At 62.5% G+C, this 23,978-nt stretch carries 23 protein-coding genes; 19 read left to right on the top strand and 4 right to left on the bottom strand.

What is annotated here, in order from left to right:
- Positions 1-8 precede the first annotated feature (8 nt).
- The 13 genes from KVU_RS09550 (at position 9) to KVU_RS09490 (ending at position 14,160) form a co-directional block, all read left to right on the top strand.
- Entirely contained in the window at positions 9-239 is a 231-nt protein-coding gene (locus tag KVU_RS09550) for a DUF5337 domain-containing protein (RefSeq protein WP_013385024.1), read from the top strand.
- 3 nt (positions 240-242) lie between these two features.
- Positions 243-1,517, top strand: coding sequence for an NADH-quinone oxidoreductase subunit NuoF (gene nuoF, locus KVU_RS09545; RefSeq protein WP_014537947.1), 1,275 nt, complete (start codon positions 243-245; stop codon positions 1,515-1,517).
- 75 nt (positions 1,518-1,592) lie between these two features.
- Positions 1,593-1,997 (top strand): DUF5333 domain-containing protein, encoded by a 405-nt coding sequence (locus tag KVU_RS09540; protein ID WP_013385022.1) that lies wholly within the window; start codon positions 1,593-1,595, stop codon positions 1,995-1,997.
- Between the two features lie 152 nt (positions 1,998-2,149).
- Positions 2,150-4,141, top strand: a complete 1,992-nt coding sequence (gene nuoG, locus KVU_RS09535) for an NADH-quinone oxidoreductase subunit NuoG (protein ID WP_013385021.1) — start codon at positions 2,150-2,152, stop codon at positions 4,139-4,141.
- A gap of 3 nt (positions 4,142-4,144) precedes the next feature.
- Positions 4,145-5,185 carry an NADH-quinone oxidoreductase subunit NuoH gene (nuoH, locus tag KVU_RS09530; RefSeq protein WP_013385020.1) on the top strand — a complete coding sequence of 347 codons (1,041 nt, stop codon included), beginning with the start codon at positions 4,145-4,147 and terminating at the stop codon, positions 5,183-5,185.
- A gap of 4 nt (positions 5,186-5,189) precedes the next feature.
- Positions 5,190-5,684: an NADH-quinone oxidoreductase subunit NuoI gene (gene nuoI / locus KVU_RS09525; protein ID WP_013385019.1), complete on the top strand. Its 495-nt coding sequence runs from the start codon at positions 5,190-5,192 to the stop codon at positions 5,682-5,684.
- 9 nt (positions 5,685-5,693) lie between these two features.
- Positions 5,694-6,308 (top strand): NADH-quinone oxidoreductase subunit J, encoded by a 615-nt coding sequence (locus KVU_RS09520; RefSeq protein WP_013385018.1) that lies wholly within the window; start codon positions 5,694-5,696, stop codon positions 6,306-6,308.
- Complete coding sequence (nuoK, locus tag KVU_RS09515; RefSeq protein WP_044008073.1) at positions 6,308-6,613, top strand: NADH-quinone oxidoreductase subunit NuoK; 306 nt, start codon at positions 6,308-6,310, stop codon at positions 6,611-6,613. The genes KVU_RS09520 and nuoK overlap by 1 nt, the downstream gene beginning before the upstream one ends.
- 3 nt (positions 6,614-6,616) lie before the next feature.
- Positions 6,617-8,635, top strand: coding sequence for an NADH-quinone oxidoreductase subunit L (gene nuoL / locus KVU_RS09510; protein WP_014537946.1), 2,019 nt, complete (start codon positions 6,617-6,619; stop codon positions 8,633-8,635).
- Complete coding sequence (locus KVU_RS09505) at positions 8,635-10,158, top strand: NADH-quinone oxidoreductase subunit M (RefSeq protein WP_013385014.1); 1,524 nt, start codon at positions 8,635-8,637, stop codon at positions 10,156-10,158. The genes nuoL and KVU_RS09505 overlap by 1 nt, the downstream gene beginning before the upstream one ends.
- A 1-nt stretch (position 10,159) precedes the next feature.
- A complete protein-coding gene (gene nuoN, locus KVU_RS09500) occupies positions 10,160-11,584 on the top strand; it encodes an NADH-quinone oxidoreductase subunit NuoN (RefSeq protein ID WP_014537945.1) in 1,425 nt (474 codons plus the stop codon).
- Positions 11,574-12,335, top strand: coding sequence for a biotin--[acetyl-CoA-carboxylase] ligase (locus KVU_RS09495; protein WP_013385012.1), 762 nt, complete (start codon positions 11,574-11,576; stop codon positions 12,333-12,335). The genes nuoN and KVU_RS09495 overlap by 11 nt, the downstream gene beginning before the upstream one ends.
- A 151-nt stretch (positions 12,336-12,486) precedes the next feature.
- Positions 12,487-14,160, top strand: coding sequence for a ribonuclease J (locus KVU_RS09490; protein WP_013385011.1), 1,674 nt, complete (start codon positions 12,487-12,489; stop codon positions 14,158-14,160).
- A gap of 60 nt (positions 14,161-14,220) precedes the next feature.
- On the opposite strand, the gene KVU_RS09485 is transcribed toward KVU_RS09490, so the two are convergent.
- Together KVU_RS09485 and KVU_RS09480 are read right to left on the bottom strand one after the other, a co-directional pair.
- Positions 14,221-14,871 carry a hypothetical protein gene (locus tag KVU_RS09485; RefSeq protein WP_013385010.1) on the bottom strand — a complete coding sequence of 217 codons (651 nt, stop codon included), beginning with the start codon at positions 14,869-14,871 and terminating at the stop codon, positions 14,221-14,223.
- A gap of 3 nt (positions 14,872-14,874) precedes the next feature.
- Positions 14,875-16,428: a DEAD/DEAH box helicase gene (locus tag KVU_RS09480; protein ID WP_013385009.1), complete on the bottom strand. Its 1,554-nt coding sequence runs from the start codon at positions 16,426-16,428 to the stop codon at positions 14,875-14,877.
- A gap of 285 nt (positions 16,429-16,713) precedes the next feature.
- Between KVU_RS09480 and argS the strand changes: the two genes are divergently transcribed.
- The 6 genes from argS to KVU_RS16370 all read left to right on the top strand — a co-directional run bounded on the left by argS (position 16,714) and on the right by KVU_RS16370 (position 21,949).
- Complete coding sequence (gene argS, locus KVU_RS09475) at positions 16,714-18,456, top strand: arginine--tRNA ligase (RefSeq protein WP_013385008.1); 1,743 nt, start codon at positions 16,714-16,716, stop codon at positions 18,454-18,456.
- An 86-nt stretch (positions 18,457-18,542) separates the two neighbouring features.
- The gene (locus KVU_RS09470) at positions 18,543-19,451 is read left to right on the top strand and encodes an SPOR domain-containing protein (RefSeq protein WP_014537943.1); all 909 of its coding nucleotides are present in this window, start codon (positions 18,543-18,545) and stop codon (positions 19,449-19,451) included.
- Between the two features lie 8 nt (positions 19,452-19,459).
- On the top strand, positions 19,460-20,452 hold the full coding sequence (locus KVU_RS09465; RefSeq protein WP_014537942.1) for a glycoside hydrolase family 3 N-terminal domain-containing protein: 993 nt from the start codon (positions 19,460-19,462) through the stop codon (positions 20,450-20,452).
- Positions 20,445-21,224, top strand: a complete 780-nt coding sequence (locus KVU_RS09460; RefSeq protein ID WP_013385004.1) for a segregation and condensation protein A — start codon at positions 20,445-20,447, stop codon at positions 21,222-21,224. Before KVU_RS09465 ends, KVU_RS09460 begins: the two co-directional genes overlap by 8 nt.
- Positions 21,217-21,822: an SMC-Scp complex subunit ScpB gene (gene scpB, locus KVU_RS09455; protein ID WP_014537941.1), complete on the top strand. Its 606-nt coding sequence runs from the start codon at positions 21,217-21,219 to the stop codon at positions 21,820-21,822. The genes KVU_RS09460 and scpB overlap by 8 nt, the downstream gene beginning before the upstream one ends.
- A 4-nt stretch (positions 21,823-21,826) precedes the next feature.
- A complete protein-coding gene (locus tag KVU_RS16370; protein ID WP_013385002.1) occupies positions 21,827-21,949 on the top strand; it encodes a hypothetical protein in 123 nt (40 codons plus the stop codon).
- On the opposite strand, the gene KVU_RS09450 is transcribed toward KVU_RS16370, so the two are convergent.
- Positions 21,936-22,838, bottom strand: a complete 903-nt coding sequence (locus KVU_RS09450) for a lysophospholipid acyltransferase family protein (RefSeq protein WP_013385001.1) — start codon at positions 22,836-22,838, stop codon at positions 21,936-21,938. The two genes, KVU_RS16370 and KVU_RS09450, sit on opposite strands and share 14 nt — an antisense overlap.
- Positions 22,839-22,911: 73 nt before the next feature.
- A complete protein-coding gene (locus KVU_RS09445; RefSeq protein WP_013385000.1) occupies positions 22,912-23,937 on the bottom strand; it encodes a flagellar motor switch protein FliG in 1,026 nt (341 codons plus the stop codon).
- Positions 23,938-23,978: the final 41 nt, after the last annotated feature.

Raw genomic sequence — 23,978 nt, 5'->3', positions numbered from 1 at the left:
ACGACTTTATGAACGACAGTGACAAAGACCAACGTGTCGCCGCGCAGGGCCGTCGCCTTGCCATCGGTATTGTAATCGTTGGTGTTTACTGGATTGCCGCCACATGGATTGGCGGCGCGATGGGCCTGACAAATCGGGTGCGCGCGCTGCTGGATCTGATTGCACTGGCGGGTTTTGGATGGGTGCTGTGGGGGGCGTTTCAGCTCTGGCGCGCCCGGCGGGATGATAGCAAGGGCTAGAATATGCTAAGCGATCAAGATCGGATCTTTACGAATATCTACGGCCAGCACGACCGTAGTCTGGCCGGGGCGCAGATGCGCGGCCATTTCGACGGCACTGCCGGGATCATCGCCAAGGGGCGCGACTGGATCGTGAACGAGATGAAAGCCTCGGGCCTGCGGGGCCGGGGCGGGGCGGGGTTCTCGACCGGCCTGAAATGGAGCTTTATGCCCAAGGACAGCGATCGCCCCGCCTATCTGGTGGTGAACGCCGATGAATCCGAGCCCGGCACCTGCAAAGACCGCGAAATTCTGCGTCACGAGCCCTTTGCCCTGATCGAAGGGTGCCTGGTGGCCAGTTTCGCGATCAACGCCCATGCCTGCTATATCTATATCCGCGGCGAATATATCCGCGAGCGCGAGGCCCTGCAGGCCGCGATTGACGCCTGCTATGATGCGGGGCTGCTGGGCGCGAATGCTGCCGGATCGGGCTGGGATTTCGATCTTTATCTGCATCACGGCGCCGGCGCCTATATCTGCGGCGAGGAAACCGCGCTGCTGGAAAGCCTTGAGGGTAAAAAGGGCATGCCGCGTATGAAGCCACCGTTTCCGGCAGGCGCGGGGCTTTATGGTTGTCCGACCACGGTGAACAACGTCGAATCGATTGCTGTTGCGCCGACCATTTTGCGGCGCGGTGCCAGTTGGTTCAGTGGCTTTGGCCGCCCGAATAATGCGGGGACGAAACTGTTCGCGATCTCGGGCCATGTGAACCGCCCCTGTATCGTCGAGGAAGAAATGTCGATCCCGTTCCGCGAATTGATCGACCGCCATTGCGGCGGCATTCGCGGCGGTTGGGACAATCTGAAAGGCGTGATCCCGGGCGGCTCGTCGGTGCCGGTTCTGCCCGCATCGGTGATGGGCGAGGCGATCATGGATTTCGACTGGCTGCGCGCGCAGCAGTCGGGTCTGGGCACGGCGGCCGTGATCGTCATGGATCAGTCGGTCGATATCGTGAAAGCGATCTGGCGGCTGTCGAAATTCTACAAACATGAAAGCTGCGGTCAGTGCACGCCCTGCCGCGAAGGGACCGGCTGGATGATGCGCGTGATGGAACGTCTGGTCGCAGGCACCGCCGATCCTGCCGAGATCGACATGCTGATCGAAGTCACCAAACAGGTCGAGGGCCACACGATCTGCGCGTTGGGCGATGCGGCGGCCTGGCCGATCCAGGGCCTCGTCCGCCATTTCCGCCCCGAGATCGAAGCCCGCCTGCATCAAGGTCGGATTGCCGCCGAATAGTGTGGATTTCGCCCGCTGCTATTGCATGACAGCGCCCGCGCCCCCAGTTTGACCCTATAAAAACCGGGGGCGATCATGCGTCATATTCTAGCTGCGATCACCATTTTTGCGACCAGCCTTTCGCTGCCCGCCATGGCACAGAATCGCCCGCCACTGGGGCAAGTGCCGCAGGTGACCGAGCCGCTGGTCGTTGCGGCGATGGTCTATGAAATCGACCGGGTGTGCGGTGCGCTCAATATCCGCCTGCTGCGCGGCATCGGCTTTTTGAATGGAATCAAATCCACCGCGCGCAGCCTTGGCTACTCCAATGCCGAGATTGACGCTTTCGTCGATGATCGCACAGAAAAAACCCGGCTTGAGGAGGTTGCGCGCAGCCGTTTGCGCGAGCGGGGCGCGATTCCTGACCAGCCCGAAACCTATTGCGCCCTTGGTCGCGCTGAAATCAGCGCCGGATCAGAGGTCGGGCGCCTGCTGCGTTAGCACCTGTCATCAAACCGCTGAAAAAATAACGTAACGTCAGAAAAAGTGGGCAAATTGTCGCGCTTTGCTCTGGTGCTTGGTGGCGGATTTAGATAGGGTCAAATGGACCTCACCACGGATCGTATACCGTGGGATACTAGGGACACGCAGGTATGCAAGACCTACGCAAGATCAGTATCGACGGACGGGTAGTCGAAGTGCCCGCCGCAATGACCCTGATACAGGCCTGTGAGGCTGCCGGGGTCGAAATCCCCCGTTTTTGCTATCACGAACGGCTGTCGATTGCGGGCAATTGCCGCATGTGTCTGGTCGAAGTGGTGGGCGGCCCGCCAAAGCCGACCGCCTCTTGCGCGATGCAGGTGCGCGATCTGCGCCCCGGCGCCGAGGGGCAGCCGCCCGTGGTGCTGACACAAAGCCCGATGGTGCAAAAGGCGCGATCGGGCGTCATGGAATTCCTGCTGATCAACCACCCGCTGGATTGCCCGATCTGCGATCAGGGCGGCGAATGCGATCTGCAAGATCAGGCGGTCGCCTATGGCAAGGCGACCAGCAGGTTCACTCTGCCCAAACGCGCCTCTGACGACCTCGATCTGGGACCTTTGGTCGAGACTCATATGACGCGCTGCATCAGTTGCACGCGCTGTGTGCGTTTCACCACCGAAGTTGCGGGCATCACCCAGATGGGCCAGACCGGACGGGGCGAGGATGCCGAGGTCACATCCTATCTGGGGCAGACGCTGCAATCGAATTTGCAGGGCAACATCATTGATCTGTGCCCGGTGGGGGCGCTGACCTCGAAACCCTATGCGTTCAACGCCCGCCCGTGGGAGCTGACCCGCACGCCAAGCGTGGATGTGATGGATGCGCTGGGCAGCAATATCCGCGTCGACACCCGCGGGCGCGACGTGATGCGCATCCTGCCGCGCAACCATGATGGCGTGAACGAGGAATGGATCTCGGACAAGACGCGTTTCATCTGGGATGGATTGCGACGCCAACGCCTTGACCGGCCCTATATCCGCGAAGATGGCCGTCTGCGTGCGGTGGCGTGGGACGAGGCTTTGGCGCTGGCGGGGACAAAGCTCGCGGGGGGCAAAGTTGCGGGGCTGGTCGGTGATTTGGCACCGGCAGAGGCCGCCTATGCGCTGAAATTGCTGGTCGAATCCCTTGGGGGGCGGGTGGAATCGCGGCTGGATGGTGCGGCGCTGCCGTTGCAGCGCGGCGGCTATGTCGGCACGGCCAGCATCAACGATATTGATGTCGCGCGGCAGATCACGCTGATTGGCACCAACCCGCGCGTGGATGCGCCGGTGTTGAACGCGCGTATCCGCAAATCCTGGATCAAGGGGGCCGATGTGACCCTGATCGGGCCGGCGGTCGATCTGACCTATGCTTATACCCATGCCGGCACGGGCCGCGCCGCGCTGGCGGCACTGCCGCGTGAGCCTGTAGATGGCGCGCTGTTCATTATTGGCGCGAGCGCGCTGACCGGCACGGATGGCGCCGCCGTTTTGGCCGAGGTCTTTGCCGCCGCCGCCGCGCAGGGGGGCAAAGTGCTGGTGCTGCATACAGCCGCCGCGCGTGTTGGCGCATTGGATGTCGGCGCTGCGACCGAGGGCGGCGTTCAAGCCGCGCTGACGGGTGCCGATGTGGTCTATGCCCTTGGCGTCGACGAGATCGACATCCCCGAGGGGCCCTTTGTGATCTATCAGGGCAGCCACGGTGATCGCGGCGCGCATCGCGCTGATCTGATCTTGCCCGCTGCCTGCTATACCGAGGAAAGCGGCCTGTTTGTGAACACCGAAGGGCGCCCGCAATTAGCGCTGCGTGCGGCTTTCCCGCCCGGCGAGGCGCGCGAGAATTGGGCGGTGCTGCGCGCCGTATCGGGTGCGGCGGGGCGGGTGTTGCCCTGGGATAGCCTTGCGGGGTTGCGCCAGCATCTGGTGCAGGCGCATCCGCATCTGGCGCGCCTTGATGTCGTGCCCGAAAATCCCGCGCCCGATCTGCCCCTGGGCAGGCTGGGCAGTGGCGATTTCGCACTACCCGATGTCGATTTTTACCTGACGAACCCGATTGCCCGCGCCTCGACCCTGATGGGGCAACTTGCGGGACAGGCGCGCAAACGCGCCATCGCGGCGGAGTAGCGGATGCCCCTGTTTTTCACACAAAACCCCTTTGGCATTGTGCTGCTGATCCTTGGCCAAAGCCTGCTGGTGATGGTCTGCATCCTGCTGGCACTGGCGTTTTTGATGTATGCCGACCGCAAGGTCTGGGCGGCAGTGCAGCTGCGGCGCGGCCCGAATGTGGTCGGGCCATGGGGCTTGCTGCAAAGCTTTGCCGATTTCCTGAAATATATCGTCAAGGAAGTCATCGTGCCCGCCGGCGCGGATCGGTTCGTCTTCTTCCTTGCGCCGCTGCTGTCCTTTGTGCTGGCGATGGCCGGCTGGGCGGTGATCCCGTTCAGCGATGGCTGGGTGCTGGCCGATATCAACGTCGCGATCCTGTATATCTTTGCGGTCTCCTCGCTAGAGGTTTACGGCGTGATCATGGGCGGCTGGGCCTCCAATTCGAAATACGCGTTTTTGGGGGCGCTGCGGTCGGCGGCGCAGATGATTTCCTACGAGGTCTCGCTGGGCCTGATTATCATCGGGATCATTATCTCGACCGGATCGATGAACCTCTCGGCCATCGTCCATGCGCAGGACGGCGCTTATGGCATCTTCTCGTGGTATTGGGTCGCGCATTTCCCGATGCTATTCCTGTTCTTTATCTCGGCTTTGGCGGAAACCAACCGCCCACCGTTCGACCTGCCCGAGGCGGAATCGGAACTGGTTGCGGGCTATCAGGTCGAATATTCCTCGACCCCCTTTCTGCTGTTCATGATTGGCGAGCTGACGGCCGTCGTGCTGATGTGCGCACTGGTCACGCTGCTATTCCTCGGCGGCTGGCTGTCGCCTATTCCGGGGGTGGCGGACGGGATATTCTGGTTCATCCTGAAGGTGCTGGCCTGTTTCTTTATCTTCGCCTTGGTCAAGGCGACAGTGCCGCGTTATCGCCACGACCAGCTGATGCGTATCGGCTGGAAAGTCTTCCTGCCGCTGTCGCTGGGGTGGGTCGTGTTGGTCGCTTTCCTTGCGAAATTTGAAATCTTGGGCGGGACTTGGGCCCGCTGGGCCATAGGGGGCTAGAGGCATGTCGCAGATCGACTATACCCGCGCCGCAAAATACTTTCTGCTCAAAGACGTTTGGGACGGCTTTCGGCTGGGGATGAAATACTTTTTCCGACCGCGCCCGACGGTGAATTACCCGCATGAAAAGGTGCCGCTCTCGCCGCGCTTTCGCGGGGAACATGCGCTGCGCCGCTATCCCTCTGGCGAGGAACGCTGCATCGCCTGCAAGCTCTGCGAGGCGATCTGCCCCGCGCAGGCCATCACCATTGATGCCGAGCCGCGCGATGACGGCAGCCGCCGCACCACGCGCTATGACATCGACATGACGAAATGCATCTATTGCGGCTTTTGCCAAGAGGCCTGCCCCGTGGATGCGATCGTCGAAGGCCCGAATTTCGAATTCGCCACCGAATCCCGCGAAGAGCTGTTCTATGACAAGGACAAATTGCTGGCGAATGGCGATAAATGGGAGGCGGAAATTGCCCGCAACTTGGCGGCGGACGCGCCTTATCGTTAAGGGGGCATCATGGCTTTCATCTTTTACGTTTTCGCCGCTGGCACGCTGATCGGCGGGCTGATGACGGTGACGGCGCGCAACCCGGTCCATGCGGTGCTGTGGCTGATCTCGGCCTTCCTGTCGGCGGCGGGGCTATTCGTGCTGCAAGGCGCGGAATTCGTCGCGATGATCCTGATGATCGTCTATGTCGGCGCGGTGGCGGTGCTGTTCCTGTTCGTCGTGATGATGCTGGATGTGGATTTTGCCGCCCTGCGCGCCAAATCGCGGGCCTTTGTGCCTGTGGGGGTCGTCATCGGTGCAGTGCTGGCCGCGCAGCTGGTGATGGTCTTTGGCGATTGGAGCGCAGCGCCCGGCGCATCAGCGCGCCTTGCCACACCCACGCCTGCGGGCGTCGATAATACACATGCTTTGGCACTGATCCTCTATGATCGCTATTTCATCGCCTTCCAATTGGCGGGGCTGGTGCTGCTGGTCGCGATGATCGGGGCGATCGTGCTGACCATGCGCCACCGGCAGGATGTGAAACGCCAAAATGTGCTGGAGCAGATGTCGCGCGATCCCGCCAAGGCGATCCGCATGGCAAACCCCGGCAGCGGGCAGGGATTGGATCGGAGCAAATCATGATGATCACCCAAGGCCATTACCTTGCTGTCGCGGGCATCCTCTTCGTGATCGGCGTGTTCGGCCTGTTCCTGAACCGCCGCAACGTCATCATCCTTTTGATGTCGGTCGAGCTGATCTTGCTGGCGGTGAATATCAACCTTGTGACCTTTTCCACCAGCTTGGGCGATCTGACGGGGCAGGTGTTCACCCTGTTCGTGCTGACGGTTGCGGCGGCGGAATCGGCCATCGGCCTTGCGATCATGGTGACATTCTTCCGCAAGCGCGGCGCGATCGGCGTCGAAGATGCGAATGTGTTGAAAGGCTAAGTGATGGAGCAGGCGATCCTTTTAGCCCCCCTCGCGGGCGCGGTGCTTGCGGGTTTTGGCTGGCGCACCATCGGGCAGCAGGCGGCGACGATCCTGGCCAGCGCGCTATTGGTGCTGGCGGCGGTGCTGTCGTGGATCATCTTCCTTGGCTTTGACGGCGATACACGGGTCATACAGCTGCTGCGGCTGATTGATGTCGGCACGCTGCATGTCGATTGGGCGATCCGCGTCGACCGGTTGTCGGCGATCATGCTGGTGGTGATCAACTCGGTCTCGGCGCTCGTCCATATCTATTCGCTGGGCTATATGGCGCATGATGATAATTTCGCCCATGGCGAAAGCTATCGGCCGCGGTTCTTTGCCTATCTGTCGCTGTTCACCTTTGCGATGCTGCTGCTGGTCACGGCCGATAACCTCGTGCAGCTGTTTGTCGGCTGGGAGGGGGTGGGCCTCGCCTCTTTCCTGCTGATTGGGTTCTATTTCCGCAAAGACAGCGCCAATGCCGCGGCGATGAAAGCCTTTGTCGTGAACCGCGTCGGCGATCTTGGCCTTTACCTCGCGATGATGGCGCTGTTCCTCTCGACCGGGTCGCTGAATTTCGACGTGATCTTTACCCGCGCCCCGGCGCTGGCCGAGGGGGGGATCCCCTTTCTCTGGCGTGAATGGACGGGGGCCGAGCTTGTTGCCCTGCTGCTGTTCGTCGGCGCGATGGGCAAATCGGCGCAGCTTTTCCTGCACACATGGCTGCCCGACGCGATGGAGGGGCCGACGCCTGTCTCTGCCCTGATCCACGCCGCGACCATGGTGACGGCGGGCGTGTTCCTGCTGTGCCGCATGTCGCCGATCTTGGAATATGCGCCGCTGGCGACGGGTTTTGTCGTCGTGCTGGGGGCTGCGACGGCCTTTTATGCCGCGACGGTCGCGCTGGTGCAGAACGATATCAAGCGTGTCATCGCCTATTCGACCTGTTCGCAGCTGGGCTATATGTTCGTGGCTGTCGGTGTCGGCGCTTACGGCGTTGCCATGTTCCATTTGTTCACCCATGCGTTCTTCAAGGCGCTGCTGTTCCTTGGCGCAGGCTCGGTCATCCATGCGACGCATCATGAACAGGATATGCGCCATTACGGCGGGCTGCGGCGCGATATCCCGCTGACCTTTGCGCTGATGATGATCGGCACGCTGGCGATCACCGGTGTTGGCCTTCCGCTGACGACCTATGGTTTTGCGGGATTCCTGTCGAAGGATGCGGTCATTGAGAGCGCCTTTGCGGGCGCAGGGTTCTGGCCTTTTGCGGTGCTGGTGCTGTCCGCCGCGCTGACCAGTTTCTATAGCTGGCGGCTGATCTTTCTGACCTTCTTTGGCAAGCCGCGCTATGATGAGCATCACCATCACCCGCATGAAAGTCCTGCGGTCATGTGGGTGCCGATGGCGGTGCTGGCGGTGGGCGCGGTGCTGGCCGGTATGGTCTGGTATAGCGATTTCTTTGGTCATGCCGATCAGGTCGGGGCCTTTTTCGGCATTCCCGTCCATGATGCTGGCGATCACCATTATGAATTTGTCGGCCTGCCGGGCGAGGGGGCGCTGTTCATCGCCGCCGGTAACCACGTGCTGGAAGCCGCGCATGAGGTGCCGACTTGGGTCAAGCTTGCACCGTTCTTTGCCATGCTGATCGGCCTTGCCGTGTCGGTGGTTTTCTATCTGATCCGCACCGATCTGCCGGGCAAGCTGGCGGCGCGGCTGCCGGGCGTCCATGCGTTCTTGATGAACCGCTGGTATTTTGACGAGGCTTACGACCGCCTGTTGGTGCGCCCCACCCTCTGCCTTGGCCGCATCCTGTGGCACAAGGGCGATGAGGGTGCGATTGATGGATCGATCAACGGTATCGCGATGGGTCTGATCCCGCGCGCCACGCGGGCGCTGTCGCGGGCGCAAAGCGGCTATTTGTTCCACTACGCCTTTGCGATGGTGGTGGGCGTTGTGGGGCTGCTGCTGTGGCTGTTCCTGTTCGGAGGGGCGCGCTGATGCTGCTGTCGCTGGTCACATTCCTGCCCGCGCTGGGCGCGCTGGTGCTGGCGCTGTTCACGCGCGGTGAAAGCCCCACTGTCCAGCAAAACGCCCGCTGGGTCGCGCTGGGGGTGACGATTGCCACGTTCGCGGCCTCGCTTTTCATCCTTGCGGGCTTTGATCCCGCCTATGACGGCTTTCAGTTTGTCGAGGATCGCGCCTGGGTCATGGGCATGTCCTATCGCCTTGGGGTGGACGGGATTTCGGTGCTGTTCGTCCTGCTGACGACATTTCTGATGCCGCTGGTGATCCTGACGGCTTGGCCGGTACAGGACCGCACCCGCACGCTGATGATCGCATGGCTGGTGCTGGAGACGCTGATGATCGGCGTGTTCACCGCGCTTGATCTTGTGCTGTTCTATCTGTTTTTCGAGGCTGGCCTGATCCCGATGTTCCTGATCATCGGCGTCTGGGGCGGCAAGAACCGCGTCTATGCTGCGTTCAAATTCTTTCTTTATACCTTCCTCGGCTCGGTGCTGATGCTGGTAGCGATGCTGGTGATGTATTGGGAATCGGGCACCACCTGTATCGCCGCCTGCGGCGAAGGCGCGATCGAGCTGATCGCCTATCCTTTCCCGGTTGCGGGCGGGATGCAGGTGCTGCTGTTCTTGGCCTTCTTTGCCAGCTTTGCGGTGAAAATGCCGATGTGGCCGGTGCATACTTGGCTGCCGGACGCCCACGTGCAGGCGCCGACATCAGGCTCGGTCATTCTGGCGGCGGTGCTGCTGAAGATGGGCGGCTATGGGTTCTTGCGCTTTAGCCTGCCGATGTTCCCCGTCGCATCCGACATGCTGGCCCCGCTGATGCTGTGGCTATCGGCGATTGCGGTGGTCTATGCCTCGCTGGTGGCGCTGGTGCAAAGCGATATGAAAAAGCTGATCGCCTATTCTTCGGTCGCGCATATGGGCTTTGTGACCATGGGGATGTTCGCGCTGAACCGGCAGGGGGTGGATGGCGCGATCTTTCAGATGATCAGCCACGGGTTCATTTCCGCCGCGCTGTTCCTGCTGGTGGGCGTGATCTATGACCGGATGCACACGCGCGAGATTTCGGCCTTTGGCGGCCTGTTGAACCGTATGCCGGCCTATGGCGCGCTGTTTTTGCTGTTCACCATGGCGAATATCGGCCTTCCAGGCACATCGGGTTTCGTGGGCGAGTTCCTGACCTTGCTGGGGACCTATCAGGCGAACACATGGGTCGCGCTGGTGGCGGGGACGGGGATCATCTTTTCGGCGGGCTATGGGCTGTGGCTGTTCCGCCGCGTGATCATGGGGCCGATCCTGCACAAGCCGCTGGAGGCCATTCAGGATATCACCCCGCGCGAGGCGGCAATCTTTGTTCCGCTGGTGGTGATGACGATCCTGCTGGGGGTCTATCCCTCACTGGTGACCGATATAACCGGCCCGTCCGTACAGCGGCTGGTCGATCATGTTGCGGCCGAACTTGCTGCCGCAAACCTCAGCGCGAATGGAGGGTTCTGATATGGCTGCCGACCTCGCCCTGATCTGGCCCGAGATTGCGCTGGTGCTCTTTGCCGTCCTGGCCCTGATGTGGGGTGCCCTGCGCGGTCAGGATCGCGAGGGGCCGTTGCTGAACACGATCAGCGCCGCCGTGCTGGCTGTTATCGGCGTCGCTGTCGCCTTTCGCGGCGACGGTGCGGGCTTTAACGGGCTGCTGCAGATCGACGCCTTTGCCCGCTTTGCGCAAGCGGTGATCCTGCTGTCCGCCGCCGCCGTGCTGGCCACGGGCCAAAGCTGGCTGGCGGGGCAGGGGCTGATGCGGTTCGAATATCCCGTGCTGGTCGTGCTGGCGGTGGTTGGCATGATGGTGATGGTCAGCGCCACCGACCTGATCACCCTTTACATGGGGCTCGAGCTGCAAAGCCTTGCCCTCTATATCCTTGCCGCGATCCGGCGCGAGGATGAGGCCTCGTCCGAGGCAGGTCTGAAATATTTCGTCTTGGGCGCGCTATCGTCCGGCCTGCTGCTTTATGGCGCCTCGCTGACCTATGGCTTTGCAGGCACGACGTCGCTTGCCGGCATTGCAGAGGCCGCCGCCAGCGCCAATATCGGATTGCTGTTCGGCCTGGTCTTTCTGCTGGCGGGGGCGGCGTTCAAAATATCGGCCGTGCCGTTCCATATGTGGACGCCGGATGTTTACGAGGGCGCGCCGACCCCTGTCACCGCCTTTATGGCCGCCGCGCCAAAGGTGGCGGCGATGGCGATGCTGGCGCGGCTGGTGCATACCGGCTTTGCCCCCGTGCTGCCCGACTGGCAGCAGATCATCGCCGTGCTGTCGGTGCTGTCGATGTTCCTTGGGGCGATTGCCGGTATCGCGCAGCGCGATATCAAACGGCTGATGGCCTATTCCTCGATCGCGCATATGGGCTACGCGCTGATCGGCCTGACCGCAGGCACCACGCTGGGGGTCGAGGCGATGCTGGCCTATATGGCGATTTACGTCACCACCAGCGTCGGTGCCTTTGCCTTTATCTTGTCGATGCAGCGCGATGGGCAGCCGATCAGCAGCCTGTCCGCGCTGCAAGGTCTAGGCTGGGCGCAGCCCGGGCGGGCCTTGGCAGTGATGGCGCTGATGATCAGCCTTGCGGGCGTGCCGCCCTTTGTCGGTTTCCTCGGCAAGATCTATGTTTTGCGGGCGGCGGTGGATGCGGGGCTGGTTTGGCTTGCGGTGGCGGGGGTCGTCGCCTCAGTCATCGGGGCCTATTATTATCTGCGCATCGTTTACCTGATGTATTTCACTCCGGCTGAAGGCGCGCTAGAGACAGGCAAAGGCTGGGCCGCACCTGTGGTGCTGGCGCTGGCGGCGCTGGCTATGGTGGCGGGCGCGGTGAACCTGCTCGGACTGGAATCATTGGCGGCAATGGCGGCGCAATCCCTTGTTTACTGATCCCGATTGGCCCGCTGGCGTCGATCGGATCATCTTTGACAGTATCGACAGCACCATGTTGGAGGCGCGCCGCCAACTGGCACTGGGCCTGACGCGGCCCTTGTGGATCTTGGCGCATGATCAAACCGCGGGCCACGGGCGGCGGGGCAGGGCGTGGACGCATCCGGCGGGGAATTTCGCGGGCACCGTTGTTTTCCGCCCCGGCGGCACGCCGCATAGCGCGGGCCTGCGGTCTTTCTTGATGTCAAACGCGCTGCGCACTGCGCTGTCGGCCTTTGTCGATCCGGCGCGCCTTGGGCTGAAATGGCCCAATGACGTGCTGCTGGACGGTGGCAAGATCGCGGGCATCTTGCTGGAAAGCAGCGCGCAAGGCGCCGCCGTCGATTGGCTGGCGATTGGCGTCGGCGTGAACCTTGCGATGGCCCCGGACAGCGACGGCGCCGCTTTTGCTCCCGTCGCTTTGGGCGCGCATCCGCCGCACCCCGAGGTGTTCCTGACCCATCTGGCGCGCGCCTTTGCCGCGCAAGAGGCGATTTTTGCGACCGACGGCTTTGCCCCCATCCGCAATGAATGGCTGAAACACGCCGTCATGCGCGGCAAAACCATCACCGCCCGGCTGCCCAATGTCACCTATGAGGGGCGCTTTGACGGTATCGACGATGACGGCAACCTGATGCTGACCTGTGCCGACGGCCCCCGCACCATCGCCGCGGCCGAGGTACATTTCGGCCCCGCGCCGCACCAGCCCTAGACCAAATTCGCGCGACTGCCTGTAATTTATCGCCGCAGGGGGCTTGCATCCTTGCGCGCAGAGGGCGATGTGCAATGCAACCGGATCGCGCAAGATCTGAAACTTTGCGGGGTTATCCCGCTTCCCCTTACTCCAATATCAAGGAAATTCTATGTCTCAGGAACGTCTGATCTACCTTCCCCTCGGCGGCGCGGGCGAGATCGGCATGAACGCCTATGTCTATGGCTATGGCAAGCCGGGCGAGGAACGGTTGATCGTTGTCGATCTTGGGGTGGCTTTCCCCGATATGGACACGACCCCCGGTGTCGATCTTATTTTTGCCGATGTCGCATGGCTGGAAGCCCGTCGTGACCGCATCGAAGGCATCATCATCACCCATGCGCACGAAGATCATATCGGTGCCATCGGCCATCTGTGGCCGCGTCTGCGCGCGCCGATCTATGCGCGCAAATTCACCGGACTGATCGCCGCAGGAAAACTGGAAGACACCGGCGCGCCGATCAAATCCGTGCTGAATATTGTCGAGCCTTGGCCCGCGCAAACCATCACTATGGGCCCGTTCAGCGTCGGCTTTTTGCCGATCAGCCACTCGATCCCCGAAAGCGCCGGTCTGATTATCGACACGCCCAAGGGTCGCATTTTGCACACTGGCGATTTCAAAATCGACGTGAACCCCGTTGTGGGCGAAGCCTTTGACGAGGCGCTTTGGTCCCGTGCGGCCGAGGGTGGCGTCAAGGCGCTGATGTGCGATTCCACCAATATTTTCAGCCCGCATGCGGGCCGTTCCGAATCGACCCTGTCGACCGAGATCGAAAATCTGATCGCCAGTGCCGATGGTATGGTCGTTGCGACGACCTTTGCCTCGAACGTGGCGCGCCTGAAAACCATCGCGAATGCCGCGACGGCTGCGGGTCGGCGCATTTGCCTTTTGGGCCGTGCGATGCGCCGCATGGTCGAGGCCGCACTGGAAACCGGCATTCTGACCGATTTTCCGGCGGTTATCTCGCCCGAAGAAGCCGCCGACATGCCGCGCCACAAGCTGCTGCTGCTGGTGACCGGATCGCAGGGCGAGCGTCGCGCGGCATCCGCGCAACTGGCAAATGGCAGCTATCTGGGGTTGAAGCTGAAAGAGGGCGATCTATTCCTGTTCTCGTCGAAAACCATTCCGGGCAATGAACGCGGCGTGATCCGCATCATGAATATGCTGTCGGAAAAAGGTGTCGATATCGTTGACGACGCCGGTGGCCGTTACCATGTCTCGGGCCACGCCAACCGTCCCGACCTGCAGCGTATGCACCGCATCGTGAACCCGAAGCTGGTCGTGCCGATGCATGGCGAACACCGCCATCTGCGCGAGCATGTGAAACTGGCCGAGGAAAGCAATATTCCGGGCTTTCTTGCCGTCAATGGGATGATGCTGGATCTGACCGGTGATCGCCCGCAAGTCGCTGAATATATCGACACCGGCCGCACCTATCTGGACGGGTCGGTGCAGATCGGCGCGATGGACGGCGTTGTGCGCGACCGTATCCGCATGGCGCTGAACGGCCATGTCACGGTGACGCTGATCATTGACGAACACGACGAGCCGCTGGGCGATCCGTGGTGCGAGACCATGGGCTTGGCCGAACTTGGCCGTGGCAATGTCCCCGTTGTCGAGGCGATCGAGGCCGAGCTGGCAAAGCTGCTGCGCCGCTTGGACGACAAGACGCTGCTTGATGATGACAAGCTGGAAAAAGAGCTGCGCAAATCCACGCGCAACGCGGTGAACGCTGAAATCGGGCACAAGCCCGAAGTCACGGTGATCATCTCGCGTCTGGTATAAGAAAAATGCCGCGACGATGACCTCGTCGCGGCATTTCTTTTTGGTTGGTTCAGGGCTGTCTTAGTCGCGGCACAAATATACCGCGCCGCCGACACCGACGACAGTCACCGCGCCAGCGGTCAGCAGGGCAGGAGCAGAGACAGCCGCCGTCAGCGCCTGCGCGCCTGCGCCCAACGCATTCATGATCGCGCCGCCCTGACCGGTCAGCATCACCGTGCCAGCCGTGCCCGCAACGGCGGTCACACCATCGCCGACATCGTTGATCTCTTGCCCGGTGGCGATTTCAGCGCCGCGCCGCAGGATATCGCCCGAGGCATCCGCCGCCATATTCACATATTCACAGGTCGTGCGGCGGCATTCACCGCGATAGTTGCGCGCGCCGGGCGCAAGCAGCCAGGCGCTGTCTTCGTCGGCGCGGGTCAGGCAATAGTCCGCGGTATCCTCGAGCCCCATCATCCGGCCAATAAAGGCGATGGTGACGGTCGAATCGCAAACGGGATAGTCGCCATCGCGCCCGCGCCCGTTCCATGCATTCGTCATCCGCTCGCGCCAGCCAGAGCTGCGGTCGGTGACCGTGCCCTCGACGATGATCAGATGCTGTTCATTCACATGGGCGGTGCAGGTCTGATCTTGCGCCGCCGCGGGCGTCGCAAGAATCAGCGCCAGCGGCAGCGCCAAAAGGGCAGATGATATCAAACCCAGACGCAGCATGGTTTACGCCGAGACCTTTTTGCGACGCTCGGCAAAGCTGAGGCGGATGAAATCGGGCACATCCGCGCCCCATCCGGCAACGCCACCATCATCGCGACGATGTTTGCGGTCGTCCTTGCGGCCCTCTTTGTGGTCGTGACGCTCATGACGCTCTTCGCGGGGGGCGATGGGCGTCTCAGCGACGGCAACCTCGGCCTGCGGCTCGTCGCGGCGCGGTTTGCGGCGGCGCGACTTTTCAGCGGGGGCAGGGGCGGCAGCGACGGGCGCGGCGACAGCTTCGACCACGTCTTCGACAGGCGCGGCTTCGGGGCGATTGCGTGCCAGACGCGGTTTTTCGCGGCGGGGACGCTCGGTCTGTTTGTCCTCGGCGGGCTTTTCAGCGCGCGGCTTGCGGGCCGGGGGCAGCTCTTTCAGCGGGCTTTCGACGCGGGTGATGGTGCTTTGCACCAAAGCCTCGATCGCGGCGAGGTTCTTTTCATCGCGCGGCACGCAGATCATGAACGTGCTGCCGGTGCGACCGGCGCGGCCCGTGCGGCCAATGCGGTGGACGTAATCCTCGGCATGGCTTGGGACGTCAAAGTTGAACACATGGCTGACCGATGGAATATCCAGCCCGCGCGCCGCCACATCCGAGGCCACGAGGAACTTGACCGAGCCATCACGGAACCCGTCCAGCGTGCGCATACGCTGCGACTGGTCCAGATCGCCGTGGATCGGCTCGGCATTATAGCCGTATTTTTTCAGCGACTTGGCGACGATATCGACATCGATCTTGCGGTTGCAAAAGATGATCGCATTGGTCAGCGTTGCGGATTCGGCCTCGATTAACGCGCGCAGCACGGCCCGCTTTTCCGACGGCTCGCGCTCTTTGCTGCTGCCTTTGAACTGCACCACGGCTTGGGTGATGTTCTGGTTGGTCGTTGCGGCACGCGCCACTTCGATCCGCGCGGGCGCCGACAGGAACGTGTTGGTGATCCGCTCGATCTCGGGGGCCATGGTGGCGCTGAAGAACAGCGTCTGGCGGGTAAAGGGCGTCATTTGGAAAATACGCTCGATATCGGGGATGAACCCCATGTCGAGCATCCGGTCGGCTTCGTCCACAACCATGATCTGCACGCCGGTCAGCAGCAGTTTGCCGCGCTCGAAATGGTCAAGCAGGCGGCCGGGGGTTGCGATCAGCACGTCCACGCCGCGGTCGATCAGCGTGTCTTGATCCTTGAACGAGACGCCGCCAATCAGCAGCGCCTTGGTCAGTTTGGTATACTTCGCATACATGTCGAAGTTTTCGGCCACTTGGGCGGCCAATTCGCGGGTCGGGCATAGCACGAGGCTGCGCGGCATCCGCGCGCGGGCGCGACCACGCGACAGCAATTGGATCATCGGCAGCGTAAAGCTGGCGGTCTTGCCTGTGCCCGTCTGGGCGATGCCCAGCACGTCACGGCCGGCCAGAGCCTCGGGGATGGCACCGGCTTGGATGGGGGTCGGCGTCGTATAGCCTGCTTCGGCAACAGCCTGCAGAACCTTTGGGTCCAGGTTCAGATCGGAAAACTCGGTCATTCGCGTCCTGTCATTGCGGGGGTCGATCCACGCAAGAATGAAAGAAAGGGACGCGTGGGTCTGGGCGTCCCGTCGGATCCCCTGCCGTATGCAGGGTCAAGCGCAATTATCTGATATGGGCCTTTGCGTCAATCATAACAGGGTTTTTGCAGTCAAATGTGACAGGATTGCAGGGGCTGCACGTTGACGCCCGGCCTTGCCGTGGTAAACCGCAAGACATTCGGCCAAAATGCCACGGCAAAACCACCGCGAAACCAAGGCGGAAATCCCGCCCGAAGGACTAAAATGAACCTGTTTACCCAGATGCGGGCACTTGTGATTGCGTGCCTCGACCAACTTGCCACGGAAGGCGTGATCCCTGCGGGGCTGCCCACGGACAATGTCGCGGTCGAGCCGCCGCGCGATGCCGGTCATGGTGACATGGCAACCAATGCCGCGATGGTTCTGGCGAAACCCGCAGGCGTGCAGCCGCGCGTGATCGCCGATGCGCTGGCCGCGAAACTCGTTCTTGATCCGCGTGTCGCCAGCGCTGAAGTCGCAGGCCCTGGCTTTTTGAACCTGCGTCTATCGGCTGATATCTGGCAGGGCGTCGTGAAAGCGGTGCTGAGCGATGCGGGCTTTGGCCGCTCGACCCTGGGCGCGGGCAAGCGCGTGAATGTGGAATATGTCTCGGCCAACCCGACCGGCCCGATGCATGTGGGCCATACGCGCGGCGCGGTGTTTGGCGATGCGCTGGCCTCGCTTTTGGCCTATGCCGGTTATGATGTGACGCGCGAATATTACATCAACGACGGCGGCGCGCAGGTCGATGTGTTGGCGCGTTCGGCCTATGAACGTTACCGCGAGGCGCATGGCCAGCAGCCCGATATCCGCGAGGGTCTGTATCCCGGCGACTATCTGATCGAGGTCGGACAGGCGCTGAAGGAAAAATACGGCGATACGCTGCTGGACAAGGGCGAGCAATATTGGCTGGCCGAGATCCGCGAATTCGCCACCTTGCAGATGATGGAAATGATCCGCGGCGATCTGGCGATGCTGAACGTCAAGATGGATGTCTTTTCGTCGGAAAAGGCGCTGTATGGCACCGGCAAAATCGAAGCCGCCATCGCAAAGCTGGAAGAACAGGGCCTGATCTATGAGGGCGTCCTCGAACCGCCAAAGGGCAAGCTGCCCGAGGATTGGGAGCCGCGCGAGCAGACCTTGTTCCGCTCGACCCTGCATGGCGATGACGTCGATCGCCCGATCAAGAAATCGGACGGGCAGTGGACTTATTTTGCACCCGATATCGCCTATCACTATGACAAGGTGCAGCGCGGCTTTGACCTGCTGATCGACGTATTCGGCGCCGACCATGGCGGCTATGTCAAGCGGATGAAGGCCGCCGTTTCGGCCCTGTCTGGCGGCACCGTGCCGTTGGATATCAAGCTGATCCAACTGGTCAAGCTGTTCAAAAACGGCGAACCCTTTAAGATGTCGAAACGTGCGGGCACCTTTGTGACCCTGCGCGATGTGGTCGAACAGGCCGGTGCCGATGTGACCCGTTTCGTCATGCTGACGCGCAAAAACGACGCGCCGCTGGACTTTGACTTTGACAAGGTGCTGGAGCAGTCCAAGGACAATCCGGTCTTTTATGTGCAATACGCCCATGCCCGCGTTCATTCGGTGCTGCGCCGCGCGCAGGCGGCTGGGCTTGACGTGTCGGATGCCGCGCTGATCGGTGCCGATCTGACCCGCGTCGGGCACGAGGCCGAGTTGAAAGTCATGCGCCAACTGGCCGAATGGCCGCGCCTGATCGAGATTGCCGCACGTGGAAACGAGCCGCACCGTATCGCGTTTTACCTGTATGAGCTGGCGTCTGATTTCCACGGCCTGTGGAATCGCGGCAATGACGATACGGCGCTGCGCTTCTTGCAAGAGGGCGATGCCGAGACCTCGCAGGCGAAAATCGCCCTCATCCGCGCCGTCGCTGTTGTGATTTCCGAGGGTCTTGGTATCCTTGGCGTTACTCCGGTTGAGGAAATGCGCTGAACAAAAGCGCCCCTGCCGGTGTTCGGGCAATTTAGCTGGGCGGGCCCTGTCACGGGGCGCGCCCCCGCAGCACGAGGCGCAGGCAGATGGCAAGCATAACCGAGGGCCGTTTTGGCGGTGATGATCGGCAGCCGCCGGGCGGCAAAGGCCCGCGCAATGTGCTGCAGATGGTTTGGCTTTGCGTCTCGCTGGGGTTGATGGTTGCGGTCGGCGTCTGGGGCTATCGTTTGCTGCTGCGCGAGGCGGCGGGCATCCCCACCGTCCATGCCAGCACTGGCCCCGTGCGCACCGCGCCCGAGGTGCCGGGCGGCTCTACGGCGCAGAATATCGGCCTATCCGTCAATGCCGTGCTGGCACGCAATCCCGATAGTATGATGGAAAGCGATGTGGTCATTCTGGCCCCGCAGGGCGCCGCCCTGTCGCGCGAGGATCTGAGCCGCCAGTCCAGCTATCTCTCGGCTGCAGGCGCGATGCCATCGGGCATATCGGATGATGTGCTGTCGGCGGGCGAGGTGTTGCAGATTGCGGGGGCGGATGATCCGGTCGAATCCATTGACGATCTGTTGTCGCAATTGATCAATCCGCCCGTCATCGCCGCCGCGCCCGAGGCTGCCGCCCCCAGCAGCAGCGGCATTCCCCGCCCGCGCACCCGCCCGACCAATGGCGCGGTCACGGCGTTGGCCGTTGCCGCCGCGCAGGCGCCCGTTGCCAGCGCGCCGCAATCGATCTCGGCCGATGTGCCCGCCGGCACGCCGCTGGTGCAGCTTGGCGCCTTTCCCAGCACCGAGGGCGCGGCCAACGAATGGACACGTCTGTCCCGCAATTTTGCCGATTTCCTGCGTGGCAAGACCCCCGTCATCCAACAAGCGACGAACGGCGGTAATGTGATTTACCGCCTGCGCGCCTCGGGCTTTACCGATCTCGAGGATGCCCGCCGCTTTTGCGCATTGATGGTTGCCGAAAACGGCGCCTGTATCCCTGTCTCAGCAAGTTGACCCCAAACATGCATCACTCCGCTGTCATTTTCGGCTGCGCCGGTCCCGTTCTGCTGCCTGATGAGGCGGCGTTTTTCCGCGCCGCCCAGCCTTGGGGCTTTATTCTGTTCGGCCGCAATGTCGAAGATCCGGCGCAGCTTCGCCGTCTGACCGCCGATCTGCGCGCGGCTGTCGGCTGGGACGCGCCCATCCTGATCGACCAAGAGGGCGGCCGCGTCCAGCGCCTGCGCCCGCCGCATTGGCGCAGCTTTATCCCCGCGCTGGACCAGATGGAACGCGCGCGCGATCCGCTGCGGGCACAATGGCTGCGGAACCGCCTGATCGCCGATGATCTGCACCGCGTCGGAATCGACGTGAACTGCGCCCCGCTCGCCGATCTGGTCGAGGCCGAGACGCATAGCTCGCTGCGCGGTCGTCTTTATGGCGAAACGGTCGACGGTGTCGTAGCCGGGGCACGCGCGGCAGCCGACGGATTGCTGGCCGGCGGCGTGCTGCCTGTGCTGAAACATATCCCCGGCTATGGCCGCGCGACGGTCGACAGTCATCTGGAATTGCCGAGCGTCACCCAGCCGCTGGAGGAGCTGCTGGCGCGTGATTTTGCGCCCTTTATGCAGCTCAATGATATGGCGATGGGGATGACCGCACATGTGGTCTACACCGCCATCGACCCCGATCTGCCCGCCACCGTATCGCCTGCGATGATCGCACTGATCCGCCAGACCATCGGCTTTGACGGGCTGCTGATGAGTGATGATGTGTCCATGAATGCCCTGTCTGGCACGATCGCCGAACGCGCCGCGGCCACGGTCGCCGCGGGTGTCGATCTGGCGCTGCATTGCAATGGCGACATGATCGAGATGCAGGCCGTCGCCGCCGCTGTGCCGCAAATGACCGTTGCAGCCACGGCCCGCGCCACCCGTGCATTGGGCCAGCGCCGCCCGCCCGGTGATTTCGATGCGGGTGCCGCTTGGGCCGACTTGCAGGATCAGTTGAATGGCTGATCCGGTATTGGACAGTGTCGGCGAGCGTCTGGAGGCCGAGGCGCTGATCGTCGATGTCGGCGGCTTTGAAGGGCCGCTCGATCTGCTGCTGACCCTGTCGCGTACGCAAAAGGTCGATTTGCGGCAGGTGTCTATCCTGGCGCTGGCGCAGCAATATCTGGCCTTTATCGACGCGGCCAAGGCGCTGCGGCTAGAGCTGGCCGCCGATTATCTGGTGATGGCGGCCTGGCTTGCCTATCTGAAATCGCGCTTGCTGCTGCCCGCTGATCCCAAGGCCGAAGGCCCCTCGGGCGAGGAACTGGCCGCGCATCTGGCCTTCCAGCTCGAGCGGCTGGACGCGATGCGCGAGGCGGCGGCAAAACTGATGGCGCGTGACCAACTGGGGCGCGAGCGGTTCACACGCGGCGATCCGGGCGAGATGGTGCGCAACCGCACCCTGCGCTGGACCGCCAGCCTGACCGATCTGATGCAGGCCTATGCACGGCTGCGCACGCGCGAGGAATTTCGTCCCTTCGTGCTGGATCGCGATGCGATTATGACGCTGGATCAAGCGCTTGAACGGATGCGTAATCTGATCGGCTTTGCGGGCGACTGGACCGAAATCAGCGGCTATCTGCCCGATGGCTGGCGCGAGGCGCCTGAAAAATGGCGCTCGGCCACAGCGGCAACCTTTGCCTCGGCGCTGCAACTGGTAAAGGAGGGACGGGCAGAGCTGCGTCAGGATGGCACCTTCGCCCCGATTGAAATTCGTAAACGAGGCGAGAATGTCTGATCTGACCCAAGCGGCCCGTATGCTTGAGGCGGTGCTTTTCGCCAGCCGCAAGCCGCTGAACCCGCGCCAACTGGCCGCGCGTTTGCCCGAGGGCGTCGATATCCAAGGCGCACTTGCCGCGCTGCTGACGCATTATGCCGGTCGCGGTGTCGAACTTGTCCGTGTGGGCGAGGCCTATGCTTTTCGCACGGCCGGTGATCTGGCGCATCTGATGCGCGAAGAGGTCGAGGAGACCCGCAAGCTTTCACGCGCGGGTATCGAGACGCTGGCCATCATCGCCTATCACCAGCCCGTCACCCGCGCCGAGATCGAGGATATTCGCGGCGTTTCGGTGAACAAAGGCACGCTTGATCAGTTGATCGAACTTGAATGGGTGCGCTTGGGCCGTCGCCGCCTGACCCCTGGGCGTCCGGTGACCTATGTGGTCACGGAAACATTTCTTGATCAGTTCGGGCTTGAAACTGCGCGCGATCTGCCTGACCTTAAGGAAATGCGGGCGGCGGGGCTTTTGGAAAGCCGTTTGCCGCCAGTGGTCACCGTGAAGTCCCATGAAACCGAGGCGCTCGATCCTGATAGCGTCGCTCAAGACGAGGACTAGGCCGATGCAACGACTGATTTCCATGCTGCTGAACATGTTTATGGGCAGCAAAGGCGCGAATAAATCCCCGCAAATGCGCCAAGCCCGCAAAGTGACAAAGGTGCTGCGCCGCTTTACGCGGTTTTAGGCGCTTTCCAGCGGCGGTGCACCCAGAACCATTGTTCCGGGTTCGCGGCGACCCGCGCCTCTAGGCGGCGGGTGGCTTCCTGCATCATGGTCAGCGGATCGCTATGCGGGATCGGCGCCTCGAGCGTGGGGGTAAAGCTGAGGCCGTCGCCCGAACGCGTGCCGAAATAGGGAATCAGCAGGGCGTTGAATTTCAAGGCCATCTCGGCGGCGGACAGCGAGGTCAGCGCAGGCTGGCCCAGATAGCTGATCGGCGCCCCGCCCACATCATGTACGTCAAACAGCAGCGTCGCCATGCCGCCCGCGCGCAGATGTTTCACGAATCCCATCGTGCCACGGCGGCCTTGCGGGAAAACGGGGCCCGAGACATCTTCCATCGTGCGGATGTAATGGCTGTTGAAATAGGGGTTGCGCATCGGGCGATAGATGCCACCGATGACATAGCCCATGCGGTGCAGGATGTGGCGCGGCACTTCGTAATTGCCAAAATGCGCGGTCAGAAACAGCACCGGACGGCCTGCGGCTTTGGCCTCGGCCAGCGCGTCCAGCCCCTCGCCGGTGATCTCGGTCGTGGCAAGGCGCGCACCAAGGTCTTTGTTCGAGTAATTCTCGATCAGGGTGCGGCCCATGTTATCCAGCACATAGCCCGCGATCTGCCGGCGGCGCAGTGCGGTCAGCTGCGGATCAATCATCGCAAGGTTCACTTCCGCGCGCTTGCGATAGCCCGCCAGCGGCCCGATGACTTTGCGTGTGATTGCCCCCATCATCGCAACCCGCCGCTCATAAGGCAGGGCCATTGCCAAAGCCAACAGCCCGCGCAGGGCGCGATCCGTCACCAGATCGGCGAATGATCCGTCAAGCGCATCGGCGGGGGGGGATGTCTGGGCCATGTCTGTCCGGTGTTGTGATCCCCCCGTGATCGCAAGCTTTCTCAAAAAGAGCAACCCTTTCGGGTGCATGCAGCTATGCCTCATCGTCGGGTGCGGTGTTCATCAGGTTCACTTCTCCCTGATCAGCGGCCTCGCGCAGGGTGGCAACGATCACCCCCATCGCCTTTTCCACATCGGCGCGGCGGGGCCTGTCCATCGCTGCGGCCTCTTCGCGCAACGTGTCGCCAAGGCGCTGCGGGATATTGGCCAACAGATAGGCCGTCGTCGCACCGTCGTCGGTCTCTTGTCCTTGGGTCGCGGCGATGACGGTGGCCAGATCGGGCGGGTCGATCTTGCGCAGGATTTTCGGCACATCCTGCGGATAAAGGCGTGTCGGAATATGGGCATAGGTGAAAATCGCGCGGCGCACCTGATCGGCAAAGGCGGGATCATCTTCGCCCAAACCCTCAAGCACAGTGTCGCGGGTGCGCTGGGTGCTGGCGTTCAGGATCGCACCGACGCGCTGGTCGGGCGGGCGGTCAAAGGCCGGTGCCTCGATCGCGCAATAGTCGCGCACAATTGCCTGCCCGATGCGATGCAGCGCCAATGGGCTGACGTGGTTTGCACGGGAAAAGGCCAGCGCGACACGGCGGGCGCGTTCGCCCGGAATGCGCGACAGCGCCTCGGCCGCGCGGTTGACGGGCAGGCGAGATAGGATCACTGCGGCGATTTCGATGCTTTCGCGCGACAAAGGCGCCGCAAGCTCATCCGGCTTCATCTGCCGGATCTGTGCCCAGGGATCACTGCCGACCCGCGCCGCCGCCTCGGACCGCAGGCGGGCCGCAGCGCCCGGGCTGAGGTGCTGCGCAACGCTGGCCAGCGTCCCCTCCATATCGGCGGGGGCGGCAAGGCCCAGCCCCTCCAGCTCGGCAATGAATTCGGACACAACCGCATTCATCGTCGCGCGATCGACAAGGCGCAGGTTGCTGATTTCATGGGTCAGCCGCACCTGCACATCCTCGGGCAGGCGGGCGAGGGGGGGCGTCTGCCCCTCGCGCAGCAGGGCCTGCACCACGATGGCGGCTTTGGTGGCGCGGGAATAATGGTCGATATGTTGCACGTGCGGGGCACCGGATTGGGAGAGGTCCCCCAACCCTGCGC

The organism is Ketogulonicigenium vulgare WSH-001, assembly GCF_000223375.1.
Classification (GTDB): Bacteria; Pseudomonadota; Alphaproteobacteria; order Rhodobacterales; family Rhodobacteraceae; genus Ketogulonicigenium; species Ketogulonicigenium vulgare.
This window is presented reverse-complemented; position numbering and strand designations above follow the sequence as displayed.